This is a genomic window from Escherichia sp. KCJ4928 (genome assembly GCF_004352695.1).
In the GTDB taxonomy this organism is placed as follows: domain Bacteria; phylum Pseudomonadota; class Gammaproteobacteria; order Enterobacterales; family Enterobacteriaceae; genus ECMA0423.
The window spans coordinates 1-25,477 of sequence record NZ_SJWV01000052.1; the positions used below are offsets into that span (position 1 = coordinate 1).

A 25,477-nucleotide genomic window follows, 5' to 3' on the forward strand; every position below is an offset into this window, starting at 1 on the left:
ATTAAGGACAAAGCATCTCTAATGACTTTAGCTCAACGATTAATAACATTTTTTCATTAATTTAAGTTGGCTAAATGCAGTTAAAATTTTTAACGACCAGCCACCCAAAATCGTCGCTTCCATTTTCCGGAGTAATAATGAAGCATGAATTATCAAGTATGAAGGCATTTGTCATACTGGCAGAGTCCAGTTCATTTAACAATGCCGCTAAATTACTCAATATTACGCAACCTGCATTAACGCGAAGAATAAAAAAGATGGAGGAAGATTTACATATTCAACTATTTGAGCGTACAACTCGCAAGGTTACGTTAACAAAAGCAGGAAAAAGGTTGCTCCCGGAGGCGCGGGAATTAATAAAGAAATTCGATGAAACGCTTTTTAATATTCGTGATATGAATGCTTATCATCGTGGTATGGTGACGTTAGCGTGTATTCCGACCGCAGTATTTTATTTTTTACCGCTGGCAATCGGTAAATTTAATGAGCTGTATCCCAATATTAAAGTGCGGATTCTGGAACAAGGCACGAATAATTGCATGGAATCGGTGCTGTGTAACGAATCAGACTTTGGCATAAACATGAACAACGTCACAAATTCATCCATTGATTTTACCCCACTGGTCAACGAGCCATTCGTGCTGGCCTGTCGGCGTGACCATCCATTGGCCAAAAAGCAGCTTGTAGAATGGCAGGAGTTAGTGGGTTACAAAATGATTGGCGTACGTTCCTCCAGCGGCAACCGATTGTTGATAGAACAACAGCTAGCCGACAAGCCCTGGAAGCTGGACTGGTTTTACGAAGTGCGTCATCTTTCGACGTCATTAGGACTAGTGGAGGCAGGACTGGGGATTTCGGCGCTTCCTGGTCTGGCAATGCCCCATGCGCCCTATTCTTCGATTATTGGTATCCCACTGGTGGAACCCGTTATACGTCGGACATTGGGGATTATTCGCCGCAAAGATGCCGTGCTTTCTCCGGCAGCTGAACGCTTTTTTGCCTTGCTGATTAATTTGTGGACTGACGATAAAGACAATTTGTGGACCAATATCGTCGAACGCCAGAGACATGCGTTACAGGAGATAGGTTAATACACCGGCGCAGGAGAGACTGCGCCGGTTAAATCAGCGGTTAGTGTGCGTTAACCACCACCCACATTGGTCCCTGCCCGACCGCATAACGGCCTTTTTCATGCAGTAGTCCCTGCTCGCCAACAATTTCGTATACCGAGATGTGGTGAGATTTTTGCCCGGCGGCAATCAGATACTTGCCGCTGTGATCAACATTGAAGCCGCGCGGCTGGGTTTCCGTTGGCTGGAAGCCTTCTTTACTCAACACGCTGCCATCTTCCGAAACGCTGAAAACGGTAATCAGGCTGGCGGTACGGTCGCAGGCGTATAAATGGCGACCATCCGGTGTGATATGAATATCAGCCGCCCAACGGGTGTCGGAGAAGTTTTCCGGCATCATATCCAGCGTCTGGACACATTCGATATTACCGTGCGGATCTTTCAGTTCCCAGACATCCACTGAGCTGTTTAACTCATTGACGCAATACGCATATTGTTCGTTTGGATGGAATACCATATGACGCGGGCCGGCCCCTTCAACGGTGGTCACTTCCGCAGGGTCCTGCGCCACGAGATGACCATCATCGCTGACCGTAAACAGGCAAATGCGATCCTGCTTTAATGCCGGAACCCACAGCGTACGGTTGTCCGGTGAGATATTGGCGGAATGGCAACCGTCCAGCCCCTCGACCACATCGACGACGCCCACTGGCAGGCCATCTTCCAGACGCGTTACGCTCACGTTACCCGCATTGTAAGAACCTACAAAGACAAACTGCCCCTGGTGATCGGTGGAAATATGCGTCGGACTACCCGGCAGCGCAGACTCTGCGGCAAAGGTCAGTGCGCCATCGTCCGGGGCGATACGATACGCCAGGACGCGAAACTCAGGGCGAACACCAACATAGAGATAACGTTTGTCCGGGCTGACCACCATCGGCTGCACCTGCCCCGGCACATCGACAACCTGTGTCAGCGTCAGTGCGCCTTCATGATTCAGGTTCCAGACGTGAATTTGCTGGCTCTCAGGGCTGGCGATATAAACTGTTTGCTTCATGAATGCTCCTTTGCATTTAGCAACTGACTGTAACAGCTAAAATTAGTCGCTTTTGGCGGTGAATGCTGAATTAAAACGCAGAATTTTGTCCGATAGTGGTATCGGTGTACCATTCGCGCATACGAAAATTCTTAACCTTAATCTGGAATACGCCATGACCACACGCGTGATTGCTCTCGACTTAGACGGCACCTTATTGACCCCGAAAAAGACCCTGCTTCCTTCATCGATAGAAGCCCTGGCCCGCGCTCGCGAAGCAGGCTATCAATTAATCATCGTCACAGGTCGCCATCACGTCGCTATTCATCCTTTTTATCAGGCGCTGGCGCTGGATACACCTGCTATTTGCTGTAATGGCACCTATTTGTATGATTATCATGCAAAAACCGTGCTGGAAGCGGACCCAATGCCCGTTAATAAAGCCCTGCAACTCATTGAGATGCTGAATGAACACCACATTCACGGTCTGATGTATGTGGATGATGCAATGGTCTATGAGCACCCGACCGGGCATGTCATTCGCACGTCTAACTGGGCGCAAACCCTGCCGCCGGAACAGCGTCCGACTTTCACACAAGTCGCTTCTCTGGCTGAAACGGCGCAACAAGTTAACGCCGTATGGAAGTTCGCCCTGACGCACGATGACCTGCCGCAATTGCAGCATTTTGGTAAGCATGTCGAACATGAACTGGGACTGGAGTGTGAATGGTCCTGGCACGATCAGGTTGATATTGCACGCGGCGGCAACAGCAAAGGTAAACGTTTGACGAAATGGGTTGAGGCGCAAGGCTGGTCGATGGAAAACGTCGTGGCGTTCGGCGATAACTTTAATGATATCAGTATGCTGGAGGCCGCTGGTACAGGCGTGGCGATGGGCAACGCCGATGACGCGGTAAAAGCGCGCGCCAACATTGTGATTGGTGATAACACCACCGACAGCATTGCCCAGTTCATTTATAGCCACCTGATTTAATCAGGCGGTTATCGACACACTTTTAATTTGCGCGTACAGCCACAGGCCAGGTTTGATCACCAGTTCATCCCTGGCCCACGGGCTGATACGCGCCCACAGCGTTTTACCTCCGACTTCCAGTTCCACTTCCACCTGGCCGTTGTCGTCATAACTATTAACAACTTTTGCCCGCAATACGTTACGAATGCTGGTTTGCTGCGGCGGTTGTAAAACCAGAGAAACATCGGAAGCCTGAATGCGGATACGTAGCGCAGCTTGCAGCGGTTCGTCCAGCTTATTGACCCACAAATGCTGATCGCCCAGCGCCAGCGCAGTCATCGCGTAATGCGGATGATGCTCAAGTACCGTCACTTTCAGAATGCTACTTTGTTGCTCTTTCGGCAGCCACGGATTCATCACGCTACTACCCCAGACTTCTTCCAGTGCGCCAAAGGCTTTCACCTGACCGTTTTCCAGTACCATCACTCTGTCTGCCAGATGGAGGATCTCATCCAGCGAATGGCTGACATACAACATCGGGATGTTGATTTCCCGCGTCAGACGTTGCAGATAAGGCAACAGTTCGCGTTTACGCGGAATATCCAGTGACGCCAGCGGTTCATCCAGCAACAGCAATTCTGGTGCCGTCAGCAAAGCCCGCCCAATCGCTACGCGCTGTTTTTCGCCTCCGGACAGGCTGCCTGGTAAACGGTCAAGCAACGGTTCAATGCCTAAAAGCGCCACCAGCTTATCGAACTGATCGACCATGCTTTTCGCCATGCCGTAGCGCAGATTGCCACGCACTTTGTAATGCGGAAACAGCCGCGCATCCTGAAAAACATAGCCAACGCGACGCTTTTCTGGCGTCAGGCAGATACCTTTTTCGGCATCATTTAGTACCCGACCATTGAGGACAATCCTCCCTTTTTGCGGGCGCGTCAGTCCACTGATGGCGTTAATCAGCGAAGTTTTTCCGGCACCGGAGACGCCAAAGATAGCAGTGATGCCATTGGCGGGCAGCGTTTCATTAATGGTCAGGCAATGGTTGCCCAAGGTCTGGGAAAAATTCAGTTCCAGCATGATTAGCGCCCCGCCCGTTCACGGCTGATTCTGGCCAGCCATTCTGAAATCAACAGGGAGATCATCGCCAGCGCAATAGAAATAATGCACAGTCTCGCCGCGCCACTTTCCCCGCCGGGGGTCTGGATCAGGGTATACATGGCAGAAGGAATGGTTCGCGTTTCACCAGGAATGTTCGACACAAAGGTGATGGTTGCACCAAACTCACCGAGAGAACGAGCAAAAGCCAGTACCGTACCAACAATAATTCCCGGTAAGGTCAGCGGTAACGTGATAGTAAAGAAAACGCGCCAGCGCCCGGCCCCCAGTGTTCTTGCGGCCTGTTCGAGTTTGACATCAACCCCTTCCAGCGCCAGACGAATTGCCCGCACCATCAGCGGAAACGACATGACGGCGGCAGCGAGAACCGCGCCGCGCCAGCTAAAGGCGAAGGTAATACCAAACCAGTCATACAGACGTTCACCGATAAATCCGCGCCGTCCCATCGAAACTAATAATAAGTAACCGACGACCACGGGCGGTAACACCAGCGGTAGATGCAGTACGCTGTCGAGCAGAGCTTTGCCCGGAAACGTGCAACGCACCAGTAACCAGGCAAAAAAGATCCCAAACGGCAGGCTAAACAGCACAGCCAGGGAAGAAACTTTCAGGCTTAATAAAACTGCCTGCCATTCTGGATCGGTCAGTATCATTACTTGGTTGTAAATCCGTAACGTTTAAAGATTTCCGCTGCCTGCGGTCCCTTCAGATAATCATAAAATGCTTTCACTGTCGCATTGTTATGCCCTTCCACAACAGCAACCGGATATTCCACTTTTTTATGTGAATCTTCCGGGAAGGTGGCAACCACTTTTACCCCTTTGCTGACAACTGCGTCAGAACCGTAAACAATGCCCAACGGCGCTTCATTGCGTTCGACCAACGCCAGCGCGCCACGAACATCTTCCGCCGGAGCCAGTTTCGGGGAGAGCGTATCCCATGCGCCCAGTTTTTGCAGTGCTTCTTTTGCATAAATGCCAGCAGGGACATGTTCCGGATCGCCAACCGCCAGGCGACCGCCATTCAGCAGCGAAGTCCAGTTGGTTTTGCTGTCGATGATGAAATCTTTCTGCTCGCTGGCTTTCGGTGCTACAACGACCAGGCTATTGCCGAGCAGTGTCTGGCGCGAAGCCGTATCGATCGCTTTTTTATCAACCGCATAATCCATCCATTTCTGATCGGCAGAGATAAACAGATCCGCAGGCGCTCCCGCTTCAATCTGACGGGCCAGAGTAGATGACGAAGCGAAAGAAGAAACCACATCCACGCCTTTTTCTTTTTTATACTGCGTAGCAATGTCCTGCATTGCGTTAGTCAGTGATGCGGCGGCGAACACCGTGATTTTCCCTTCATCTGCCAGTGTATTGCCAGCAACAGCGAAAGAGAGTGCCGCCCCGGCAAACAAGTTCAACCATTTACGAGCCATTGGTAACCCCTTAATGTAACGTTATGTAGGCGACAATATAACGGCTAGCTCAGAATTTTCCCAGCAGTTATTGCTAACCTTTGTGAGGTAGATAAGAAAAAATATCGGCAGGAAAAGCAGGAAGTTGAGAAAAAGAAAATGCCCGACTAAGCGGGCATTCAGGGAATCAATGATTTTGTCCGGGCTGGTCTTTTTTACCAACACCAGAAAAGATGTTGAATACTTCACCAAGACCGTAAATCAGACCCAGGATGATGGCCATCACGACAGGTACCATGATTACGGCGAATACCAGACTTTTTAATAACTCTAACATGGTCAACTCCAGATATAGTCATGAGACTATTCTAACCGCTAAGCACAGAAAAGCACTCCCCTTTTGTGCGGTCAGCTTTGCGTGGCGTTCGTTTTCCGTCACAATAAGACTTTTGCCAGGACATTGTTATGCAGGCCGAAATCCTTCTCACCCTTAAGCTCCAACAAAAATTATTCGCCGACCCGCGCCGGATTTCGCTACTAAAACACATTGCGCTTTCCGGTTCCATTAGCCAGGGAGCGAAAGATGCCGGTATCAGCTATAAAAGCGCCTGGGATGCCATTAACGAGATGAATCAGTTAAGTGAGCATATTCTGGTCGAGCGCGCAACAGGCGGTAAAGGTGGCGGCGGCGCAGTACTGACCCGCTATGGTCAGCGACTGATTCAGCTCTATGACTTACTGGCGCAAATCCAGCAAAAAGCCTTTGATGTGTTAAGTGACGATGACGCCCTGCCGCTGAACAGCCTGCTGGCCGCGATCTCACGTTTTTCACTGCAAACCAGCGCCCGTAACCAGTGGTTCGGCACCATCACCGCCCGCGATCATGATGACGTTCAACAGCATGTTGATGTCTTACTGGCTGACGGAAAAACACGCCTGAAAGTCGCAATTACCGCACAAAGCGGCGCGCGTCTGGGGCTGGATGAAGGCAAAGAAGTGTTGATATTGCTAAAAGCGCCGTGGGTAGGTATTACTCAGGACGAGGCGGTCGCGCAAAACGCTGACAACCAATTACCGGGTATTATTAGTCATATTGAGCGCGGCGCAGAGCAGTGCGAAGTATTAATGGCGCTACCCGACGGGCAAACACTGTGCGCCACAGTGCCGGTAAATGAAGCGACTTCTCTTCAGCAAGGGCAGAATGTCACGGCCTACTTTAATGCCGACAGCGTGATTATCGCCACGCTGTGCTAAGCGTGTTGACAATTTGTTATGAAACACGTATCCCTGTCAGTAATCGCTGCACAAAATGGGATATAAAATGTCATCGTTGCAAATTTTGCAAGGCACGTTTCGTCTTAGCGACACAAAAACGCTGCAATTGCCTCAGCTAACGTTAAACGCGGGTGATAGTTGGGCGTTTGTCGGTTCGAATGGAAGCGGGAAATCGGCGCTGGCCCGCGCGCTGGTGGGGGAACTTCCGCTTTTGAAAGGTGAACGGCAAAGCCAGTTTTCCCATATCACTCGTCTCTCCTTCGAGCAATTGCAAAAGCTCGTCAGCGACGAATGGCAGCGGAATAACACCGATATGCTCGGCCCTGGCGAAGATGACACCGGACGCACTACGGCTGAGATTATTCAGGATGAAGTAAAGGATGCACCGCGTTGCATGCAACTGGCGCAGCAGTTCGGTATTACCGCCCTCCTCGACCGACGCTTTAAATACCTTTCCACTGGCGAGACGCGAAAAACCCTGCTGTGTCAGGCGCTGATGTCGGAGCCTGACTTGTTGATTCTTGATGAGCCGTTCGATGGCCTGGACGTTGCCTCACGTCAGCAGCTGGCTGAGCTACTCGCCTCGTTACATCAGTCCGGTATTACTCTGGTACTGGTGCTCAATCGCTTCGATGAGATCCCGGAATTTGTCCAGTTTGCTGGCGTGCTGGCGGATTGTACGTTAGCGGAAACGGGCGCTAAAGAGGAACTGCTCCAGCAAGCACTCGTCGCGCAACTGGCGCATAGCGAACAGCTTGAAGGTGTGCAACTGCCGGAGCCGGATGAACCTTCAGCACGTCACGCCTTACCCACCAACGAACCGCGCATTGTGCTGAATAATGGCGTGGTTTCTTATAACGATCGCCCCATTCTTAATAACCTTAGCTGGCAGGTGAATCCTGGCGAGCACTGGCAAATTGTCGGGCCAAATGGTGCGGGAAAATCGACGTTATTAAGCCTGATTACTGGCGATCATCCGCAAGGTTACAGCAACGATTTGACGCTTTTCGGCCGACGTCGCGGCAGCGGCGAAACCATCTGGGATATCAAAAAGCATATCGGTTACGTCAGCAGTAGTTTGCATCTGGATTACCGGGTCAGCACTACCGTGCGTAATGTGATTCTTTCTGGCTATTTTGATTCGATTGGCATTTATCAGGCCGTTTCGGATCGCCAGCAAAAACTGGTGCAGCAGTGGCTGGATATTCTCGGCATTGATAAACGTACGGCTGACGCTCCGTTCCATAGTCTTTCCTGGGGACAGCAGCGTCTGGCGCTGATCGTCCGCGCACTGGTGAAACATCCGACGTTGCTTATTCTCGATGAACCACTACAGGGGCTTGATCCGCTCAATCGCCAGCTTATCCGCCGTTTTGTTGATGTGCTGATTAGCGAAGGTGAAACGCAATTGTTGTTTGTTTCGCACCACGCTGAAGATGCGCCTGCCTGTATTACCCATCGCCTTGAGTTCGTGCCGGACGGTGGACTCTATCGCTATGTGCTGACAAAAATATATTGAGTCGGTAGTGCTGACCTTGCCGGAGGCGGCCTAAGCGCCCTCTCCGGCCAACGGTTCGACGCATGCAGGCATGAAACCGCTTCTTTTTTCAGATAAAAAGCGCAATCATTCATAAACCCTCTGTTTTATAATCACTTAATCGCGCATAAAAAACGGCTAAATTCTTGTGTAAACGATTCCACTAATTTATTCCATGTCACACTTTTCGCATCTTTGTTATGCTATGGTTATTTCATACCATAAGCCTAATGGAGCGAATTATGAGAGTTCTGGTTACCGGTGGTAGCGGTTACATTGGAAGTCATACCTGTGTGCAATTACTGCAAAACGGTCATGATGTCATCATTCTTGATAACCTCTGTAACAGTAAGCGCAGCGTACTGCCTGTTATCGAGCGTTTAGGCGGCAAACATCCAACGTTTGTTGAAGGCGATATTCGTAACGAAGCGTTGATGACCGAGATACTGCACGATCACGCTATCGACACCGTGATCCACTTCGCCGGGCTGAAAGCCGTCGGCGAATCGGTACAAAAACCGCTGGAATATTACGACAACAATGTCAACGGCACTCTGCGCCTGATTAGCGCCATGCGCGCCGCTAACGTCAAAAACTTTATTTTTAGCTCCTCCGCCACCGTTTATGGCGATCAGCCCAAAATTCCATACGTTGAAAGCTTCCCGACCGGCACACCACAAAGCCCTTACGGCAAAAGCAAGCTGATGGTGGAACAGATCCTCACCGATCTGCAAAAAGCCCAGCCGGACTGGAGCATTGCCCTGCTGCGCTACTTCAACCCGGTTGGCGCGCATCCGTCGGGCGATATGGGCGAAGATCCGCAAGGCATTCCGAATAACCTGATGCCATACATCGCCCAGGTTGCTGTAGGCCGTCGCGACTCGCTGGCGATTTTTGGTAACGATTATCCGACCGAAGATGGTACTGGCGTACGCGATTACATCCACGTAATGGATCTGGCGGACGGTCACGTCGTGGCGATGGAAAAACTGGCGAACAAGCCAGGCGTACACATCTACAACCTCGGCGCTGGCGTAGGCAACAGCGTGCTGGACGTGGTTAATGCCTTCAGCAAAGCCTGCGGCAAACCGGTTAATTATCATTTTGCACCGCGTCGCGAGGGCGACCTTCCGGCCTACTGGGCGGACGCCAGCAAAGCCGACCGTGAACTGAACTGGCGCGTAACGCGCACACTCGATGAAATGGCGCAGGACACCTGGCACTGGCAGTCACGCCATCCACAGGGATATCCCGATTAAGGAACGACCATGACGCAATTTAATCCCGTTGATCATCCACATCGCCGCTACAACCCGCTCACCGGGCAATGGATTCTGGTTTCACCGCACCGCGCTAAGCGCCCCTGGCAGGGGGCGCAGGAAACGCCAGCCAAACAGGTGTTACCTGCGCACGATCCAGATTGCTTCCTCTGCGCAGGTAATGTGCGGGTGACAGGCGATAAAAACCCCGATTACACCAGGACTTACGTTTTCACTAATGACTTTGCGGCCTTGATGTCTGACACGCCAGATGCGCCAGAAAGCAACGATCCTTTGATGCGTTGCCAGAGCGCGCGCGGTACCAGCCGGGTGATCTGCTTTTCACCGGATCACAGTAAAACGTTGCCAGAACTGAGCGTTGCGGCATTGACGGAAATCGTCAAAACCTGGCAGGAGCAAACCGCAGAGCTGGGAAAAACGTACCCGTGGGTGCAGGTCTTTGAAAACAAAGGTGCGGCGATGGGCTGCTCTAACCCGCATCCGCACGGACAGATTTGGGCAAATAGCTTCCTGCCTAACGAAGCTGAGCGCGAAGACCGCCTGCAAAAAGAATATTTTGCCGAACAGAAATCACCAATGCTGGTGGATTATGTTCAGCGCGAGCTGGCAGACGGTAGCCGTACCGTTGTCGAAACCGAACACTGGTTAGCCGTTGTGCCTTACTGGGCTGCCTGGCCGTTCGAAACGCTACTGCTGCCCAAAGCCCACGTTTTGCGGATCACCGATTTGACCGACGCCCAGCGCAGCGATTTGGCGCTGGCGTTGAAAAAGCTGACCAGTCGTTATGACAACCTCTTCCAGTGCTCCTTCCCCTACTCTATGGGCTGGCACGGCGCACCATTTAATGGCGAAGAGAATCAACACTGGCAGCTGCACGCGCACTTTTATCCGCCTCTGCTGCGCTCCGCCACCGTACGTAAATTTATGGTTGGTTATGAAATGCTGGCAGAGACCCAGCGAGACCTGACCGCAGAACAGGCAGCAGAGCGTTTGCGCGCAGTCAGCGATATCCATTTTCGCGAATCCGGAGTGTAAGAAATGAGTCTGAAAGAAAAAACACAATCTCTGTTTGCCAACGCATTTGGCTACCCTGCCACTCACACCATTCAGGCGCCTGGCCGCGTGAATTTGATTGGTGAACACACCGACTACAACGACGGTTTCGTTCTGCCCTGCGCGATTGATTATCAAACCGTGATCAGCTGTGCGCCACGCGATGACCGTAAAGTTCGCGTAATGGCAGCCGATTATGAAAATCAGCTCGACGAGTTTTCCCTCAATGCGCCCATTGTCGCGCATGAAAACTATCAATGGGCGAACTACGTTCGTGGCGTGGTGAAACATCTGCAACTGCGTAACAACAGCTTCGGCGGCGTGGACATGGTGATCAGCGGCAATGTGCCGCAGGGTGCCGGGTTAAGTTCTTCCGCTTCACTGGAAGTCGCGGTCGGAACCGTATTGCAGCAGCTTTATCATCTGCCGCTGGACGGCGCACAAATCGCGCTTAACGGTCAGGAAGCAGAAAACCAGTTTGTTGGCTGTAACTGCGGGATCATGGATCAGCTAATTTCCGCACTCGGCAAGAAAGATCATGCCTTGCTGATTGACTGTCGCTCACTGGGGACCAAAGCAGTTTCCATGCCGAAAGGTGTGGCTGTCGTCATCATCAACAGTAACTTCAAACGTACCCTGGTTGGCAGCGAATACAACACCCGTCGTGAACAGTGCGAAACCGGTGCGCGTTTCTTCCAGCAGCCAGCTCTGCGCGATGTCACCATTGAAGAGTTCAACGCTGTTGCACATGAGCTGGACCCAATCGTGGCGAAACGCGTGCGTCATATCCTGACTGAAAACGCCCGCACCGTTGAAGCTGCCAGTGCGCTGGAGCAAGGCGACCTGAAACGTATGGGCGAGTTGATGGCGGAGTCTCATGCCTCTATGCGCGATGATTTCGAAATCACCGTGCCGCAAATTGACACTCTGGTAGAAATCGTCAAAGCTGTGATTGGCGACAAAGGTGGCGTACGCATGACCGGCGGCGGATTTGGCGGCTGTATCGTCGCGCTGATCCCGGAAGAGCTGGTGCCTGCCGTACAGCAAGCTGTCGCTGAACAATATGAAGCAAAAACAGGTATTAAAGAGACTTTTTACGTTTGTAAACCATCACAAGGAGCAGGACAGTGCTGAACGAAACTCCCGCACTGGCACCCGATGGTCAGCCGTACCGACTGTTAACTTTGCGTAACAACGCAGGGATGGTAGTCACGCTGATGGACTGGGGTGCGACTTTACTTTCAGCTCGTATTCCGCTTTCCGATGGCAGCGTCCGCGAGGCGCTGCTCGGCTGTGCCAGCCCGGAATGCTATCAGGATCAGGCTGCGTTTCTGGGGGCCTCTATTGGTCGTTATGCCAACCGCATCGCCAATAGCCGTTATACCTTTGACGGTGAAACCGTGACGCTTTCGCCAAGTCAGGGCGTTAACCAGCTGCACGGCGGCCCGGAAGGGTTCGACAAACGTCGCTGGCAGATTGTGAACCAGAACGATCGTCAGGTGCTGTTTGCCCTGAGTTCAGATGATGGCGATCAGGGCTTCCCGGGTAATCTCGGCGCGACGGTGCAATATCGTCTGACCGACGATAACCGTATCTCTATTACTTATCGCGCCACAGTTGATAAACCTTGCCCGGTGAATATGACTAATCACGTCTATTTCAATCTTGACGGCGAGCAGTCTGACGTGCGCAATCACAAGTTGCAGATTCTGGCGGACGAATATCTGCCGGTTGATGAAGGCGGCATTCCGCACGACGGTCTGAAATCTGTCGCCGGAACGTCTTTTGATTTCCGTAGCGCCAAAATCATCGCCAGTGAGTTTCTTGCCGACGACGATCAGCGCAAAGTGAAAGGTTACGATCACGCATTCTTGTTACAGGCCAAAGGCGATGGCAAGAAAGTGGCGGCGCATGTCTGGTCAGCAGATGAAAAATTGCAGCTGAAGGTCTACACCACCGCTCCGGCTCTGCAATTCTACTCCGGCAACTTCCTCGGCGGCACGCCATCAAGAGGAACTGAACCTTACGCCGACTGGCAAGGCCTGGCACTGGAAAGCGAGTTTCTGCCGGACAGCCCAAACCACCCTGAATGGCCGCAACCGGACTGCTTCCTGCGTCCTGGCGAAGAGTATTCCAGCCTGACGGAATATCAGTTTATTGCTGAGTAGCACCTGAAGCCCTCGTAATGAGGGCTTTATCCTTATATTGCTCAAATCACCAGCAAACACCGACATATTTGCAACTCAATATTCACAACAACCTTACACTGCGACACTATTTTCGCTATGGTTATGCGTAAGCATTGCTGTTGCTTCGTCACGGCAATATAATGAGAATTATTATCATTAAAAAATGATTTGAGGAGTAAGTATATGGCTGTAACTAAGCTGGTTCTGGTTCGTCATGGCGAAAGTCAGTGGAACAAAGAAAACCGTTTCACCGGTTGGTACGACGTGGATCTGTCTGAGAAAGGCGTAAGCGAAGCAAAAGCAGCAGGTAAGCTGCTGAAAGAGGAAGGTTACAGCTTTGACTTTGCTTACACCTCTGTGCTGAAACGCGCTATCCATACCCTGTGGAATGTGCTGGACGAACTGGATCAGGCATGGCTGCCCGTTGAGAAATCCTGGAAACTGAACGAACGTCACTACGGTGCGTTGCAGGGTCTGAACAAAGCGGAAACTGCTGAAAAGTATGGCGACGAGCAGGTGAAACAGTGGCGTCGTGGTTTTGCAGTGACTCCGCCGGAACTGACTAAAGATGATGAGCGTTATCCGGGTCACGATCCGCGTTACGCGAAACTGAGCGAAAAAGAACTGCCGCTGACGGAAAGCCTGGCGCTGACCATTGACCGCGTGATCCCTTACTGGAATGAAACTATTCTGCCGCGTATGAAGAGCGGTGAGCGCGTGATCATCGCTGCACACGGTAACTCTTTACGTGCGCTGGTGAAATATCTTGATAACATGAGCGAAGAAGAGATTCTTGAGCTTAATATCCCGACTGGCGTGCCGCTGGTGTATGAGTTCGACGAGAATTTCAAACCGCTGAAACGCTATTATCTGGGTAATGCTGACGAGATCGCAGCGAAAGCAGCGGCGGTTGCAAACCAGGGTAAAGCGAAGTAAACGTCATTCGTTTAAAATGAGAAAGCCGACTGCAAGTGAGTCGGCTTTTTTGTTGCTAACAATGGAGCACATTGCCTGATGCGACGCTGCGCGACTTATCAGGCCTGTGGTGATTCATCGGATACGCCACTCTGACGGCGCATCCGACAATTAAACCTTACCCGCGACGCGCTTTTACTGCATTCGCCAGTTGACGTAACAGAGCATCGGTATCTTCCCAGCCGATGCAGGCATCGGTGATGCTCTTACCGTAGGCCAGCGGCTCCCCGCTCTCGAGGCTCTGATTGCCTTCCACCAGATGGCTTTCCACCATCACGCCAATAATGGCCTTTTCGCCACCGGCAATCTGCTGGCAAACGTCAGCACAAACATCCATCTGCTTTTTGAATTGTTTGGACGAGTTAGCATGGCTGAAATCGATCATCACCTGTGCTGGCAGGCCTGCTTTGTTCAGCCCTTCTTTCACTTCAGCAACGTGCTTCGCGCTGTAGTTAGGCTCTTTACCGCCGCGCAGAATGATATGGCAATCGCCGTTACCGCTGGTATTCACAATCGCCGAATGCCCCCATTTCGTTACGGACAGGAAGCAGTGCGGCGCACCGGCGGCATTAATGGCATCGATAGCCACTTTAATCGTACCGTCGGTGCCATTTTTGAAGCCGACCGGACAAGAAAGCCCTGATGCCAGTTCGCGGTGCACCTGCGATTCGGTGGTACGTGCGCCAATTGCGCCCCAGCTCATCAGGTCAGCGAGATATTGTGGGGTGATCATATCGAGAAACTCACCTGCCGCTGGCAGACCGCTGTCGTTAATATCAAGCAGCAATTTACGGGCTATACGCAGACCGTCGTTGATCTGGAAGCTATTATCCATATGCGGATCGTTAATCAGCCCTTTCCAGCCCACCGTGGTACGCGGCTTTTCAAAATAGACGCGCATTACGATTTCCAGCTCATCTTTCAGCTCTTCACGCAGCGCCAGCAAGCGAGTGGCATACTCTTTTGCCGCGACAGGATCATGAATTGAGCATGGGCCAATCACAACCAACAGGCGATCATCATTACCTTTCAGGATCTTATGGATCGCTTTTCGGGCATGGGCAACCGTATTCGCGGCATTTTCAGTAGCGGGGAATTTTTCCAGCAATGCGACAGGAGGAAGTAACTCTTTGATTTCTTTGATGCGTAAATCGTCGTTCTGATAATTCATGTCTGTTCCAGTGTTGCCATACTTATCTTAGTGAATGCAATACTTCCAATCTATATCTTCCGTCAGAATGTGTAAACGGGGTTTTACACTATGAACGGATTAATCCTGGAATTAGCAAGAAAAACGCCAGATTGTCGCGAAAAACGAGATCTCTCCTACAATTTCTAACTGTAACTCCTTTGTTTGTTAATTATTTCAAGATTCTCTGCTGCGTTTCATAACCTGGCTGAAATCTTAAACCAATGCCTTATATTCACCTGCAAATGCACTGTTGGAAGAGGTTATCCGACATAACGACCATAACAGGAGCATCCTATGAAAATGACAAAACTGGCCACATTATTTCTGACTGCCACTCTAAGCCTTGCCAGCGGTGCCGCACTGGCTGCTGATAGCGGAGCGCAAACTAATAACGGCCAGGCAAACGCCGCAGCTGATGCGGGCCAGGTAGCCCCTGACGCCCGTGAAAATGTCGCGCCAAATAACGTCGACAATAACGGGGTAAATACCGGTTCTGGTGGCACAATGCTGCATTCGGATGGTTCTTCAATGAACAATGACGGAATGACCAAAGATGAAGAGCACAAGAACACCATGTGCAAAGATGGTCGCTGTCCGGATATCAATAAAAAGGTACAAACCGGTGATGGCATCAATAATGATGTCGATACCAAAACCGACGGTACCACGCAGTAACCCTGCAAAATAGCCAATAATGGGAGAGCGGAGTCTCTCCCTTTTAATTTTTCACTTCTAAAAGCAGTATGATGTCATAAAGTTAAGTGAGAATAATTAAGGGATGACTCGTCATGGCGCACTCACACTCACACACGTCCTCACACCTGCCAGAAGATAATAATGCTCGTCGCTTGTTGTATGCTTTCGGCGTGACTGCCGGGTTTATGCTGGTAGAAGTCGTTGGTGGTTTTCTTTCTGGTTCTCTGGCATTGCTGGCCGATGCGGGTCATATGTTGACCGATACTGCCGCCCTGCTTTTCGCCCTACTCGCCGTGCAATTTTCACGTCGTCCTCCCACCATTCGCCACACTTTCGGTTGGCTAAGACTGACCACGCTCGCGGCGTTTGTGAATGCCATAGCCCTCGTGGTAATTACCATTTTGATTGTCTGGGAGGCGATAGAACGCTTCCGCACGCCGCGTCCGGTCGAGGGCGGCATGATGATGGCAATTGCCGTGGCTGGGTTGCTGGCAAATATACTTTCTTTCTGGTTACTTCATCACGGCAGCGAAGAGAAAAACCTCAACGTACGAGCAGCGGCACTGCATGTGCTCGGGGACCTGCTGGGTTCGGTTGGGGCTATTATTGCCGCGTTGATTATTATCTGGACTGGCTGGACACCTGCTGACCCCATTCTCTCGATACTGGTGTCGCTTCTGGTTCTGCGTAGCGCGTGGCGACTGTTGAAAGATAGCGTGAATGAATTACTTGAAGGTGCACCGGTATCGCTGGATATCGCTGAACTGAAGCGTCGTATGTGCCGGGAAATCCCGGAAGTCCGCAATGTGCACCATGTACATGTATGGATGGTAGGCGAGAAGCCGGTGATGACGTTGCATGTGCAGGTGATCCCGCCACACGATCACGATGCCTTGTTGGATCAGATCCAACACTACCTGATGGATCACTATCAGATTGAGCACGCCACCATTCAGATGGAATATCAACCTTGTCATGGGCCAGACTGCCACCTGAATGAAGGGGTGTCTGGCCATTCACATCATCACCATTAATGGGACAGCGCGCGTGAGCCTCTTTCACGTGCGCTGTTGATCCACATCCGGCTGCCGTTGAGCGCAATAAAGGTCAGGATGATGTACTCCAGAGACATGGCGTAAACGCCCTGAAGTGCAAAAATAACGACGCTAATCACGTTAATAATCACCCACAACAGCCAGTTTTCCACATACTTACGCGTCATCAGAATCATTGCCACGATAGATAACACCATCATGCATGAATCCCAGAACGGGAAAGCGTCCGGTTGCAGTTCAGGCATCACAACCTGTAATCCTAATGCTTGCATGATCATGACTGCCACGCGGGTCAAAAATGCAAACACCGGATTGATAAATACCGTCATCAGACCAATCGAAACAACGCAAACCGCCAACCAGCTGAGTGCCTTCGGCAATGGCAACCAGCGAATTTTCAACTCCGCCTCGTTCTGACTGGTTTGTCGCGACCACGCATACCAACCGTAAATATTCGCGGCAAAGAAAAACACCTGTAATAGCAGGCTGGCATACAGCTGAATCTGAAAGAAAATAATGCCAAACAAGGTGACGTTGATCAGGCCAAAGAAGTAGTTGCTGATCTTCTCCAGACTGGCAAGGCCAATACACAGCAACCCGGCGATCGTGCCTACCGCTTCGATCCATGAGAGATCATAACCGCCTGCCCCTATTGGTATATGTACCAGGATATTCTGCACACTAAAAAAATCCATCTTTCCCCCAAAGCGTAACGTTACGCCTTATTATTCGTTATCCACGTAGTGTAGCCGCAAAATCCAGCATACGATTGAGCGGCACCAGCGCCCTCTCTCGCAGCCTTTCATCAACATGAACCTCGTGATTGCTTCCTTCCTGTTCTAATGCCTCTGCGATGGACTGAAGGCCATTCATGGCCATCCACGGACAATGCGCGCAGCTGCGGCAGGTTGCACCCTCACCTGCGGTTGGTGCTTCCAGTAACTCTTTATCTGGCACTGCCTGCTGCATTTTGTAGAAAATGCCCCGATCGGTTGCCACGATAAGCCGCTGATGTGGCAATGTTTTCGCAGCAGCGATCAGTTGACTGGTGGAACCGACCGCATCCGCCATATCGACAATAGCTTGTGGTGATTCTGGATGCACCAGTATGGCAGCATCCGGGTATTCTTCTTGCAAGCGGGTTAACGCCTGAGTCTTAAATTCATCATGCACAATACAGGCACCCTGCCAGCATAGAATGTCTCCACCCGTCTGTTTTTGCACGTAACGCCCCAGATGTTTGTCGGGTGCCCAGATGATTTTTTCACCCAAACTATCAAGATGATCAATAAGTTCGACGGCAATGCTTGAAGTTACCACCCAATCTGCGCGCGCTTTTACCGCAGCAGAAGTGTTGGCGTAGACGACGACAGTACGATCGGGATGGGCATCGCAAAATGCGTTAAATTCTTCAACAGGGCAGCCGAGATCCAGTGAACATTCAGCCTGAAGTGTCGGCATCAGAATTGTTTTTTCCGGACTGAGAATTTTGGCGGTTTCTCCCATAAATCTCACCCCAGCGACTAACAAAGTAGAAGCGGGATGCTTTGCACCGAAGCGCGCCATTTCCAGAGAATCAGAAATACAGCCACCGGTTTCTTCTGCCAGTTGTTGAATTTCGGGATCGGTATAGTAGTGGGCAACCATCACCGCATTACGTTCTTTTAGCAGACGTTTTATCTTCTCGCGGTAATACGCTTTTTCATCAATGCTTAACGGCGTCGGCTTCGGGGGGAAAGGATAAATCGCCGTGTCTGGATCAAACATTACGCTCATCTTACCATCTCGTTTTACAGGCTTAACGTTAAAACCGACATTAGCGTAATATTCGCTGTTATCGGTGTAATTTGTTTTATATGCTAAACAAGATAGTCGAATGGTGGGGAAAAGTCACTCGAATTACGCCTAATTCCACCGACGTAGAGTTGCTTGCACAGTAAGCTCTGACGATGTCATCAGGTTTACAAAGTGAAATTGAGGATGCCTGAATAGCAAAAAAGCGCCTTTAGGGCGCTTTTTTACATTGGTGGGTCGTGCAGGATGACTCGCTTCGCTCGCCCTTCGGGCCGTCGCCGCGAGCGGCTCCGTTGTTTCGCTGCGCTCAACTCAAACCTGCTGCAGGTTCGAATCTTTGAGTATCGCAGATAGCAAAAAAGCGCCTTTAGGGCGCTTTTTTACATTGGTGGGTCGTGCAGGATTCGAACCTGCGACCAATTGATTAAAAGTCAACTGCTCTACCAACTGAGCTAACGACCCCTTGCGGGATTATGCTGCTTTAATCATTCAGGATGGTGGGTCGTGCAGGATTCGAACCTGCGACCAATTGATTAAAAGTCAACTGCTCTACCAACTGAGCTAACGACCCATACGGGTGTTACCTGAAAGATTTCTACTCGGGGCCAATCTTTAAGATTGGTGTGTCGTGCAGGATGACTCGCTTCGCTTGCCCTACGGGCCGTTGCTGGCGCAACGTTATCCTTCACGCTTAACATCTGAGTTTGATGTTAAAATTGGTGGGTCGTGCAGGATTCGAACCTGCGACCAATTGATTAAAAGTCAACTGCTCTACCAACTGAGCTAACGACCCGAGTGGTGGGTGATGACGGGATCGAACCGCCGACCCCCTCCTTGTAAGGGAGGTGCTCTCCCAGCTGAGCTAATCACCCGATACTGCGCTGGATACTACAAACTACTTCCACCGAACCCACCGTAATTAGTGGTGGGTCGTGCAGGATTCGAACCTGCGACCAATTGATTAAAAGTCAACTGCTCTACCAACTGAGCTAACGACCCACTTTTTCGTTGCTTTCGGTTTGTTTGATATCCCGTGGCAACGGCGGCATATATTACTGATTTCAGACTTGAGCGCAACAAAAATTTCGATGCAGATCACTCAACTGCTTATGATTCGCACGACACGACCAGAAATAATGCGACTTCTGGTCGTGTGTTATGCATTACATCGCGTTCAGACGTTTTTGTGCCTGTTTAGCGCCATCAGTACCAGGGTATTTACTGATAACCTGCTGGTATACGGCTTTCGCTTTTGCGGTGTCACCTTTGTCCTGCATGATGACGCCGACTTTAAACATCGCATCAGCAGCCTTTGGTGACTTCGGATAGTTTTTCACTACCGAAGCAAAATAGTACGCCGCATCATCTTTTTTACCCTTGTTGTAGTTTAACTGACCCAGCCAATAATTGGCGTTTGGCAGGTAAGTTGAATCAGGGTAATTTTTGATGAAATTCTGAAATGCCACCATTGCGTCATCCTGGCGGGATTTATCCTGCACCAGCGCAATAGCTGCATTGTAATCCGTGTTTGCATCGCCGCTTTTCACCGGCGCGCCAGCATTCGCAGTACCAGCATCAGCTGTCGGCGTCGTTGATGCCGCCGCACCGCTTTGATCGCTGCTGGTTGATTGCGCCGCTGCACCACCGCTGCTGAGGCTGTCGATCTGCAACAGGATCTGCTTTTGCCGCTCCACGACCTGATTCAGTTGATACTGATTTTCCTGAATCTGACCACGCAGGGAATCAATATCGGATTGATTATCAGAAAGTTGTTGCTGGAGTTGGGTTAAAAGCTGGCTGTGAGCATTAGAAATACGCTCAAGTTGAGTGACGCGGTCTTCGACCGAGCCTGAGCCGACACTACTGATTGGTGCCTGAGCAAAAGCGGCCCAGGGGGCCGCTATACCAACCAGTAACGACAGACTCAATAGTTGATGTCTGAAGTTACTGCTCATGCAATTCTCTTAGTAAACCAGTACCGCACGACGGTTTTTGGAGTATGCCGCTTCGTCATGACCCAGTACTGCAGGTTTTTCTTTACCGTAAGAAACGATGGAGATCTGGTCTGCAGAAACGCCTTTACCCTGCAGGTACATCTTAACGGCGTTCGCACGACGTTCACCCAGGGAGATGTTGTATTCCGGAGTACCACGTTCGTCCGCGTGACCTTCTACGGTGACTTTGTAAGACGGGTTGCTACGCAGGAAGTTTGCATGTGCATCCAGCATTTGAGCGAAGTCAGAACGGATATCGTACTTGTCCAGATCGAAGTAAACGATGTTGTTCTGCTGCAGCTGTTGCATTTGCAGACGAGCCTGCTCTTCGGAAGACATGTTGCCGTTGCCGCCGTTCGCATCCATACCAGTGCCGGCACCCAGCATGCCTTCGCTGCCGTCATTGCTGGCGTTCTTGTTGGAAGAACATGCCGCAATTGCCATAACAGGCAGAGCAATCATCAGCCCTTTCAGCACTTTGTTCAGTTGCATTTCAATGATTCCTTTACTATTCAATTAATTATTATCACAGATACGGCGACCAGGCAGGGAATTTGACCTGTCCATCAGTTGCCGGAAGACGCGCTTTGAAACGCCCATCTGTAGAAACCAAATTCAGCACGGATCCCATCCCCTGAGAAGAGCTGTAGATTACCATAGTGCCGTTAGGTGCCAGACTTGGCGTTTCATCCAGGAACGTGGACGACAGAACTTGTACGCCTCCCGTTGCCAGATCTTGTTTGGCAATGTGCTGCTGCCCACCATTGGAGCTGACCATTACCATAAATTTACCGTCGCTGCTGACATCCGCATCCTGGTTCTGCGAACCTTCCCAGGTAATACGTTGTGGCGCACCGCCGTTGATATTCACTTTATAAACCTGCGGACGACCGGCCTGGTCAGAAGTAAATGCCAGGTTCTGGCTATCCGGGAACCAGGTCGGTTCGGTATTGTTACTGCGACCATCAGTCACCTGGCGGATCTGACCAGAAGCCAAATCCATTACGTACAGGTTCAGACTACCGGTTTTCGACAAGGCGAATGCCAGTTTGCTGCCGTCTGGCGAGAATGCAGGTGCACCGTTGTGACGCGGGAATGAAGCCACCTGACGTACAGAGCCATTTGCCAGCGTCTGAATAACCAGCGCGGAACGACCGCTTTCGAAGGTCACATAAGCCAGTTTAGAACCGTCTGGTGACCACGCCGGAGACATCAGCGGCTGCGGTGAACGGTGAACGACAAACTGGTTGTAACCGTCATAGTCAGATACGCGCAGTTCATACGGGAACTGACCGCCGTTGGTCTGAACAACGTAGGCAATACGGGTACGGAACGCACCTTTAATGCCGGTCAGTTTTTCAAACACTTCATCACTGGCGGTATGACCAGCATAACGCAGCCACTGCTTGTTCACTTTGTACGAGTTCTGAGCAAGTACAGTACCCGGTGCGCCGCCAGTGTCAACAAGTTGATAAGCAACATTGTAAGAACCATCCGGATTCGGAGTGACCTGACCGACAACTACAGCGTCAATGCCCAGTGCGGACCATGCAGCTGGTTGTACTTCCTGCGCACTACCCGGCTGCTGTGGCAGACGAGCGCGATCTAACGGATTAAATTTACCGCTGTTACGCAAGTCAGCAGCAACGATGCCGCCAATATCTTCAGGTGCCGCACCAGGCCCCGCCCACTGGAAAGGAACAACACCAATAGGACGACCGGAATCTACACCGCTGTCGATCACAATGCGGACTTCAGCATGCAGAACTGATGCCCACAGTATGAGAAAACCAAATGCTACTCGTAATGCCTGCTTCATCATATCTCCCTTATCTGGACCGATGGCCCACGATAATTTAGCAGAATGTTAACAAACTAAAATACACAAAACTACCAGAACCCCGTGGCAACCGGTGCCTGATGTTGACCGTCCGAACAGTCAACATCGCGATTACGGTTTGAAGTCCAATGGCGCGTTTTTGAACACTTCATATACTGCCTGGCTTGGTGGTTTCGGGATCTTCGCAAGTTTAGCTGCTGCCAACGCAGCCTGACAAAGTGCGGGATCGCCACCTTCAGGTTTGATATCCAGTAACATACCATCGGGTGCCAGTTTTATGCGCAGCGTACAGGTTTTGCCTGCATAGGACGATGCGTCATAGAACTTACTTTCGATAGCAGATTTAATCTGCCCGGCATAGTTATTGATATCGGCCCCTGATGCGCCATTGTTTTTAGTATTACCACTCCCGGCAGGCGAAGCATTGTTCCCTTTCGCCCCTCCCCCCGTTTTCGGTGCATTCTTACCAGAGCTTAGCTCACCGAAAATATCATCTGCCTCTGCGGCCGCTTTTGCTGCAGCGGCTTTTTCAGCTGCAGCTTTTGCCGCTGCCGCTTTTTCTGCTGCTTTTTTGTCGGCTGCAGCTTTCTCTGCTGCCGCTTTCTTATCAGCTGCAGCCTTTTCAGCAGCCGCTTTCTTCTCAGCTTCTGCTTTGGCTTTTTCAGCAGCTTCAGTTGCCGCTTTCTTTCTTGCTTCAGCTGCAGCTGCTTCTGCCGCTTCCGCTTTCTTCTTCAGTGCCGCAGCGGCTGCCTCGGCTTTTTTCTGCGCTTCGGCTGCGGCTTTGGCGGCTTCTGCTTCTGCTTTTTTCTTTGCGTCTGCAGCCGCTTTCTTCGCTGCTTCTTCCGCAGCTTTAGCATCTGCTTCGGCCTTCGCTTTAGCATCTGCCGCCGCTTTCGCTGCCGCCTCTTCAGCTTGCTTCTGCTTTAACTCGGCCTGTTTTGCGGCTTCTTCAGCCTGCTTTTTCTGCTCCTGAGCCGCTAACCGCTCTTTCTCAAGTTGCTTCAGGCGTTCCTGTTCAGCCGCTTGTTTCTCACGCAGTTCTTCAGCAGCCTGCTGTTCCTTCATCTTGCGCTGTTCATCAGAACGCTTCGCGCTTGATTCCTGGCTTTGCATGCGTTTGTACTGCTCAACTACCGCACCTGAATCAACCATGACAGCGTCGATGGACGAACCACCGCCGCCTCCGGCTGAAGCTTCTATATTCTCATCGAACGAACTCCAGATCAGCGCCGCAAATAAGATGACATGCAGCACTGCTGAAATAATTATCGCCCGCTTGAGCTTGTCGTTTTGTTCGGTTGCCTTTGACACTCTCGGTTTCCAAAAACTGTTCGCCTGTTACCCGCTCTCTTTCAAGCAAGGGAAACGCAGATGTTTAGATAGGCTGCGTCATTAAACCAACCGATTTCACACCCGCACTATGTAACAAGTTCAGTGCTTTAATTATTTCATCGTAAGGCACATCTTTTGCGCCACCGATCAGAAAGACCGTTTTCGGGTTGGCCTTGAAACGGCTGGACACTTCCGCCACCACCTGCTCTGGTGGTAAACGCTCCAGGCGATCTTTCTCAACCACCACGGTGTACTGACCAATACCAGACACTTCAACAATCACTGGCGGATTATCGTTACTGCTCACCGCCTGTGATTCAGTAGCGTCTGGCAGATCGACCTCCACGCTCTGGGTGATGATGGGCGCTGTCGCCATGAAGATCAGCAACAGCACCAGCAGTACGTCCAGCAACGGTACAATGTTGATTTCGGACTTAAGTTCGCGACGACCTCGTCCACGCGCTCTGGCCATGACTTACCCCTTATTGCTCTCGCTAACGGTAAACGCCTGGCGGTGCAGAATCGCGGTAAACTCTTCCATAAAGTTGTCGTAATTCAGTTCCAGTTTGTTTACGCGCTGGTTGAGGCGGTTGTAGGCCATAACTGCCGGGATAGCGGCAAACAGACCAATTGCAGTCGCAATCAACGCTTCTGCGATACCGGGCGCAACCATTTGCAGTGTTGCTTGTTTTACCGCCCCGAGGGCGATAAAGGCGTGCATGATCCCCCAGACCGTACCAAACAGACCAATATACGGGCTGATGGAGCCAACCGTACCGAGGAACGGAATGTGCGTTTCCAGATTTTCAAGTTCACGGTTCATGGAGATACGCATAGCACGCGACGCCCCTTCCACTACGGCTTCCGGCGCATGGCTATTGGCACGATGCAGGCGCACAAACTCTTTGAACCCGCTGTAAAATATTTGTTCCGAACCAGTCAGATTATCCCGTTTCCCCTGACTCTCTTGATAGAGGCGAGAGAGTTCGATTCCAGACCAGAATTTATCTTCAAACGCTTCGGCTTCGCGCGCCGCTGCGTTAAGAATACGGGTCCGCTGGATAATAATGGCCCAGGATGCGATTGAAAAACCAATCAAAATCAACATGATAAGTTTAACCAGAAGGCTAGCCTTCAGGAACAAATCAAGGATATTCATGTCAGTCACTGCTTAAACTCCGCGACAATAGACTTGGGAAGCGCACGAGGCTTCATTTTGAGTGGGTCAACGCAAACAACCAGAACCTCTGCTTCATTCAGCAAAGTATTCTCGGCGTTGACAATACGTTGCGTGAAAACCAAAGAGGTGCCACGCATTGATGTTATTTCAGTCTGTATTTCGAGCATATCGTCGAGCCGCGCAGGTGCGTAATATTCCACCGTCATTTTACGTACCACAAAGGCAACGCGTTCAGCCATCAGCGCCTGCTGACTGAAGTGATGATGACGCAGCATCTCTGTGCGTGCTCTTTCATAAAAAGCGACGTAACTGGCGTGGTACACCACACCACCGGCATCGGTATCTTCATAGTAGACGCGAACCGGCCATCGAAACAGCGTTGTATTCACTTTACATCCCGGTAATGCAACAAAAGTTAGAGCTTTTAAACGCTGCTACTATACGCGCGCGATTGAGGTTTGGGAATGAGGGCAAGTTAAGGG

Annotated in this window: 26 protein-coding genes, 5 tRNA genes and 1 other RNA gene; 11 read left to right on the forward strand and 21 right to left on the reverse strand. The window is 51.0% G+C overall.

Going from position 1 to position 25,477, the window contains the following annotated elements:
* The first annotated feature begins 137 nt into the window (after positions 1–137).
* Positions 138–1,091: a LysR family transcriptional regulator gene (locus E0D98_RS10315; protein WP_000679972.1), complete on the forward strand. Its 954-nt coding sequence runs from the start codon at positions 138–140 to the stop codon at positions 1,089–1,091.
* Positions 1,092–1,131: 40 nt separating this feature from the next.
* On the opposite strand, the gene pgl is transcribed toward E0D98_RS10315, so the two are convergent.
* Positions 1,132–2,127 carry a 6-phosphogluconolactonase gene (gene pgl / locus E0D98_RS10320; protein ID WP_000815435.1) on the reverse strand — a complete coding sequence of 332 codons (996 nt, stop codon included), beginning with the start codon at positions 2,125–2,127 and terminating at the stop codon, positions 1,132–1,134.
* A 154-nt stretch (positions 2,128–2,281) separates the two neighbouring features.
* On the opposite strand from pgl, the gene ybhA reads away from it, so the two are divergent.
* Positions 2,282–3,100: a bifunctional pyridoxal phosphate/fructose-1,6-bisphosphate phosphatase gene (gene ybhA, locus E0D98_RS10325; RefSeq protein WP_000213425.1), complete on the forward strand. Its 819-nt coding sequence runs from the start codon at positions 2,282–2,284 to the stop codon at positions 3,098–3,100.
* Here ybhA and modC read toward each other — a convergent pair whose 3' ends face one another.
* The 4 genes from modC to acrZ form a co-directional block, all read right to left on the reverse strand.
* A complete protein-coding gene (gene modC, locus E0D98_RS10330; RefSeq protein WP_000891685.1) occupies positions 3,101–4,159 on the reverse strand; it encodes a molybdenum ABC transporter ATP-binding protein ModC in 1,059 nt (352 codons plus the stop codon). It lies immediately after the preceding gene.
* 2 nt (positions 4,160–4,161) lie between these two features.
* Positions 4,162–4,851, reverse strand: a complete 690-nt coding sequence (modB, locus tag E0D98_RS10335) for a molybdate ABC transporter permease subunit (RefSeq protein WP_000604034.1) — start codon at positions 4,849–4,851, stop codon at positions 4,162–4,164.
* Positions 4,851–5,624 carry a molybdate ABC transporter substrate-binding protein gene (gene modA / locus E0D98_RS10340; protein ID WP_000101997.1) on the reverse strand — a complete coding sequence of 258 codons (774 nt, stop codon included), beginning with the start codon at positions 5,622–5,624 and terminating at the stop codon, positions 4,851–4,853. The genes modB and modA overlap by 1 nt, the downstream gene beginning before the upstream one ends.
* A 166-nt stretch (positions 5,625–5,790) precedes the next feature.
* Positions 5,791–5,940, reverse strand: coding sequence for a multidrug efflux pump accessory protein AcrZ (gene acrZ, locus E0D98_RS10345; RefSeq protein ID WP_000891515.1), 150 nt, complete (start codon positions 5,938–5,940; stop codon positions 5,791–5,793).
* Positions 5,941–6,068: 128 nt separating this feature from the next.
* On the opposite strand from acrZ, the gene modE reads away from it, so the two are divergent.
* The 7 genes from modE (at position 6,069) to gpmA (ending at position 13,873) form a co-directional block, all read left to right on the forward strand.
* Complete coding sequence (gene modE / locus E0D98_RS10350) at positions 6,069–6,857, forward strand: molybdenum-dependent transcriptional regulator (protein WP_001147439.1); 789 nt, start codon at positions 6,069–6,071, stop codon at positions 6,855–6,857.
* A 67-nt stretch (positions 6,858–6,924) separates the two neighbouring features.
* Complete coding sequence (gene modF / locus E0D98_RS10355) at positions 6,925–8,397, forward strand: molybdate ABC transporter ATP-binding protein ModF (RefSeq protein ID WP_000096902.1); 1,473 nt, start codon at positions 6,925–6,927, stop codon at positions 8,395–8,397.
* A 260-nt stretch (positions 8,398–8,657) separates the two neighbouring features.
* Positions 8,658–9,674, forward strand: a complete 1,017-nt coding sequence (galE, locus tag E0D98_RS10360) for a UDP-glucose 4-epimerase GalE (RefSeq protein WP_001265438.1) — start codon at positions 8,658–8,660, stop codon at positions 9,672–9,674.
* A gap of 9 nt (positions 9,675–9,683) precedes the next feature.
* Positions 9,684–10,730: a galactose-1-phosphate uridylyltransferase gene (gene galT / locus E0D98_RS10365; RefSeq protein ID WP_000191531.1), complete on the forward strand. Its 1,047-nt coding sequence runs from the start codon at positions 9,684–9,686 to the stop codon at positions 10,728–10,730.
* A 3-nt stretch (positions 10,731–10,733) separates the two neighbouring features.
* Entirely contained in the window at positions 10,734–11,882 is a 1,149-nt protein-coding gene (gene galK / locus E0D98_RS10370; protein WP_000053437.1) for a galactokinase, read from the forward strand.
* Entirely contained in the window at positions 11,876–12,916 is a 1,041-nt protein-coding gene (gene galM, locus E0D98_RS10375; protein WP_000931389.1) for a galactose-1-epimerase, read from the forward strand. The genes galK and galM overlap by 7 nt, the downstream gene beginning before the upstream one ends.
* A 204-nt stretch (positions 12,917–13,120) precedes the next feature.
* Entirely contained in the window at positions 13,121–13,873 is a 753-nt protein-coding gene (gpmA, locus tag E0D98_RS10380) for a 2,3-diphosphoglycerate-dependent phosphoglycerate mutase (RefSeq protein WP_001295305.1), read from the forward strand.
* Positions 13,874–14,030: 157 nt separating this feature from the next.
* Here the strand turns inward: gpmA and aroG are convergent, their stop codons facing one another.
* Positions 14,031–15,083: a 3-deoxy-7-phosphoheptulonate synthase AroG gene (aroG, locus tag E0D98_RS10385; protein WP_001109196.1), complete on the reverse strand. Its 1,053-nt coding sequence runs from the start codon at positions 15,081–15,083 to the stop codon at positions 14,031–14,033.
* Between the two features lie 315 nt (positions 15,084–15,398).
* On the opposite strand from aroG, the gene E0D98_RS10390 reads away from it, so the two are divergent.
* Both E0D98_RS10390 and zitB read left to right on the forward strand, forming a co-directional pair.
* Positions 15,399–15,779 (forward strand): YbgS-like family protein, encoded by a 381-nt coding sequence (locus tag E0D98_RS10390; protein WP_000784351.1) that lies wholly within the window; start codon positions 15,399–15,401, stop codon positions 15,777–15,779.
* A gap of 113 nt (positions 15,780–15,892) precedes the next feature.
* Positions 15,893–16,834 (forward strand): CDF family zinc transporter ZitB, encoded by a 942-nt coding sequence (gene zitB, locus E0D98_RS10395; RefSeq protein WP_000951292.1) that lies wholly within the window; start codon positions 15,893–15,895, stop codon positions 16,832–16,834.
* Here the strand turns inward: zitB and pnuC are convergent.
* The 15 genes from pnuC to ybgC form a co-directional block, all read right to left on the reverse strand.
* Complete coding sequence (gene pnuC, locus E0D98_RS10400; protein WP_000345410.1) at positions 16,831–17,550, reverse strand: nicotinamide riboside transporter PnuC; 720 nt, start codon at positions 17,548–17,550, stop codon at positions 16,831–16,833. The two genes, zitB and pnuC, sit on opposite strands and share 4 nt — an antisense overlap.
* Before the next feature lie 37 nt (positions 17,551–17,587).
* Positions 17,588–18,631, reverse strand: a complete 1,044-nt coding sequence (nadA, locus tag E0D98_RS10405) for a quinolinate synthase NadA (protein WP_000115295.1) — start codon at positions 18,629–18,631, stop codon at positions 17,588–17,590.
* A gap of 248 nt (positions 18,632–18,879) precedes the next feature.
* A non-coding RNA gene (locus tag E0D98_RS10410) (RtT sRNA) lies at positions 18,880–19,005 on the reverse strand.
* Between the two features lie 30 nt (positions 19,006–19,035).
* Positions 19,036–19,111 (reverse strand) — tRNA-Lys (locus E0D98_RS10415).
* Between the two features lie 33 nt (positions 19,112–19,144).
* Positions 19,145–19,220 (reverse strand) — tRNA-Lys (locus tag E0D98_RS10420).
* Positions 19,221–19,366: 146 nt separating this feature from the next.
* Positions 19,367–19,442, reverse strand: a tRNA-Lys gene (locus E0D98_RS10425).
* A 3-nt stretch (positions 19,443–19,445) separates the two neighbouring features.
* Positions 19,446–19,521 (reverse strand) — tRNA-Val (locus E0D98_RS10430).
* A 51-nt stretch (positions 19,522–19,572) separates the two neighbouring features.
* Positions 19,573–19,648, reverse strand: a tRNA-Lys gene (locus tag E0D98_RS10435).
* 164 nt (positions 19,649–19,812) lie between these two features.
* Positions 19,813–20,604, reverse strand: a complete 792-nt coding sequence (gene cpoB / locus E0D98_RS10440; protein WP_000097580.1) for a cell division protein CpoB — start codon at positions 20,602–20,604, stop codon at positions 19,813–19,815.
* A 9-nt stretch (positions 20,605–20,613) separates the two neighbouring features.
* Positions 20,614–21,135, reverse strand: a complete 522-nt coding sequence (gene pal / locus E0D98_RS10445) for a peptidoglycan-associated lipoprotein Pal (protein WP_001295306.1) — start codon at positions 21,133–21,135, stop codon at positions 20,614–20,616.
* 34 nt (positions 21,136–21,169) lie between these two features.
* Positions 21,170–22,462 (reverse strand): Tol-Pal system beta propeller repeat protein TolB, encoded by a 1,293-nt coding sequence (gene tolB, locus E0D98_RS10450; protein WP_001377922.1) that lies wholly within the window; start codon positions 22,460–22,462, stop codon positions 21,170–21,172.
* A 132-nt stretch (positions 22,463–22,594) separates the two neighbouring features.
* Complete coding sequence (tolA, locus tag E0D98_RS10455) at positions 22,595–23,794, reverse strand: cell envelope integrity protein TolA (RefSeq protein WP_050877184.1); 1,200 nt, start codon at positions 23,792–23,794, stop codon at positions 22,595–22,597.
* A gap of 64 nt (positions 23,795–23,858) precedes the next feature.
* Positions 23,859–24,287 carry a colicin uptake protein TolR gene (tolR, locus tag E0D98_RS10460; RefSeq protein ID WP_000090104.1) on the reverse strand — a complete coding sequence of 143 codons (429 nt, stop codon included), beginning with the start codon at positions 24,285–24,287 and terminating at the stop codon, positions 23,859–23,861.
* Between the two features lie 3 nt (positions 24,288–24,290).
* Positions 24,291–24,983, reverse strand: coding sequence for a Tol-Pal system protein TolQ (tolQ, locus tag E0D98_RS10465; RefSeq protein WP_000131314.1), 693 nt, complete (start codon positions 24,981–24,983; stop codon positions 24,291–24,293).
* The gene (ybgC, locus tag E0D98_RS10470) at positions 24,980–25,384 is read right to left on the reverse strand and encodes a tol-pal system-associated acyl-CoA thioesterase (protein ID WP_001098384.1); all 405 of its coding nucleotides are present in this window, start codon (positions 25,382–25,384) and stop codon (positions 24,980–24,982) included. The genes tolQ and ybgC overlap by 4 nt, the downstream gene beginning before the upstream one ends.
* Positions 25,385–25,477: the final 93 nt, after the last annotated feature.